General features: G+C 51.1%; 13 tRNA genes. All 13 read right to left on the bottom strand.

Features of this window, described 5'->3' with window-relative positions:
- Positions 1-86: 86 nt before the first annotated feature.
- A tRNA-Glu gene (locus AC3ASS_RS14260) sits at positions 87-158 on the bottom strand.
- A 7-nt stretch (positions 159-165) separates the two neighbouring features.
- Positions 166-256: transfer RNA gene (locus AC3ASS_RS14255), tRNA-Ser, on the bottom strand.
- A 7-nt stretch (positions 257-263) separates the two neighbouring features.
- Positions 264-338 (bottom strand) — tRNA-Asn (locus AC3ASS_RS14250).
- A 49-nt stretch (positions 339-387) separates the two neighbouring features.
- Positions 388-461 (bottom strand) — tRNA-Ile (locus AC3ASS_RS14245).
- Between the two features lie 11 nt (positions 462-472).
- Positions 473-546, bottom strand: a tRNA-Gly gene (locus AC3ASS_RS14240).
- A gap of 7 nt (positions 547-553) precedes the next feature.
- Positions 554-629, bottom strand: a tRNA-His gene (locus tag AC3ASS_RS14235).
- A gap of 27 nt (positions 630-656) precedes the next feature.
- Positions 657-732: transfer RNA gene (locus AC3ASS_RS14230), tRNA-Phe, on the bottom strand.
- A gap of 170 nt (positions 733-902) precedes the next feature.
- A tRNA-Asp gene (locus AC3ASS_RS14225) sits at positions 903-978 on the bottom strand.
- Between the two features lie 4 nt (positions 979-982).
- Positions 983-1,056 (bottom strand) — tRNA-Met (locus AC3ASS_RS14220).
- Positions 1,057-1,072: 16 nt separating this feature from the next.
- Positions 1,073-1,165: transfer RNA gene (locus AC3ASS_RS14215), tRNA-Ser, on the bottom strand.
- 9 nt (positions 1,166-1,174) lie between these two features.
- Positions 1,175-1,251 (bottom strand) — tRNA-Ile (locus AC3ASS_RS14210).
- A 10-nt stretch (positions 1,252-1,261) separates the two neighbouring features.
- A tRNA-Met gene (locus AC3ASS_RS14205) sits at positions 1,262-1,335 on the bottom strand.
- 25 nt (positions 1,336-1,360) lie between these two features.
- Positions 1,361-1,436: transfer RNA gene (locus tag AC3ASS_RS14200), tRNA-Ala, on the bottom strand.
- Position 1,437 lies beyond the last annotated feature (1 nt).

The following is a 1,437-nucleotide window of genomic DNA, read 5'->3' as shown; positions in this document are numbered from 1 at the left end:
AAATGTAAAAAGAGCGAATTGAGAAACACAAGGATTTCTCAATTTCGCTCTTTTTTTGGGACTTATCGGACAGCCCCTTCTTTTGATGACCCGTACGGGATTCGAACCCGTGTTACCGCCGTGAAAGGGCGGTGTCTTAACCACTTGACCAACGGGCCAATATTATGGCGGAGAAGGAGGGATTTGAACCCTCGCGCCGGTTACCCGACCTACACCCTTAGCAGGGGCGCCTCTTCAGCCACTTGAGTACTTCTCCACATTAATGGCTCCGCAGGTAGGATTCGAACCTACGACCGTTCGGTTAACAGCCGAATGCTCTACCACTGAGCTACTGCGGAATGATACTGTGACTAAACAATATTATACAATATTATTGTATAAAATCAATGGGCCTGAATGGACTTGAACCATCGACCTCACGCTTATCAGGCGTGCGCTCTAACCAGCTGAGCTACAGGCCCATCATAAAATTTGGAGCGGGTGATGGGAATCGAACCCACGACATCAGCTTGGAAGGCTGAGGTTTTACCACTAAACTACACCCGCATCACTATGGGGCGACTAGTGGGAATCGAACCCACGAATGTCGGAGCCACAATCCGATGCGTTAACCACTTCGCCATAGCCGCCATTATGGCCAATCACTAGGCAATAAATGGTGGCTCGGGACGGAATCGAACCGCCGACACAAGGATTTTCAGTCCTTTGCTCTACCGACTGAGCTACCGAGCCAAAAATGATAATGAATAGAAAATGTATTATTTATTTTGAATGATTCCTTTGTCCCTTCCTCTACTAGCTGTTTCGCAGATGATATATGCGTCGGGACAACTCGCAGTATATTCATTGTTGTTTTGCTCGTTGCTCTACCGACTGAGCTACCGAGCCATGTTCAATTTAAATGGCGGTCCCGACGGGAATCGAACCCGCGATCTCCTGCGTGACAGGCAGGCATGTTAACCGCTACACTACGGGACCATTATTGCGGGGGCAGGATTTGAACCTGCGACCTTCGGGTTATGAGCCCGACGAGCTACCGGACTGCTCCACCCCGCGACGATATTTAATTTTATGGCGGAGGAGGAGGGATTCGAACCCCCGCGCGGTTTGACCCGCCTCTCGGTTTTCAAGACCGACCCCTTCAGCCAGACTTGGGTACTCCTCCGTATCGAAATGGTGGACCTTGTAGGACTCGAACCTACGACCGGACGGTTATGAGCCGTCTGCTCTAACCAGCTGAGCTAAAGGTCCTTGTAACTAGTAGCGGCGGAGGGAATCGAACCCACGACCTCACGGGTATGAACCGTACGCTCTAGCCAGCTGAGCTACGCCGCCACAATAATATGTTAGTGATTATATATGGTGGAGCCTAGCGGGATCGAACCGCTGACCTCCTGCGTGCAAAGCAGGCGCTCTCCCAGCTGAGCTAAGGCCCCA

This window comes from Bacillus sp. JST-5, assembly GCF_057747715.1.
This window is presented reverse-complemented; position numbering and strand designations above follow the sequence as displayed.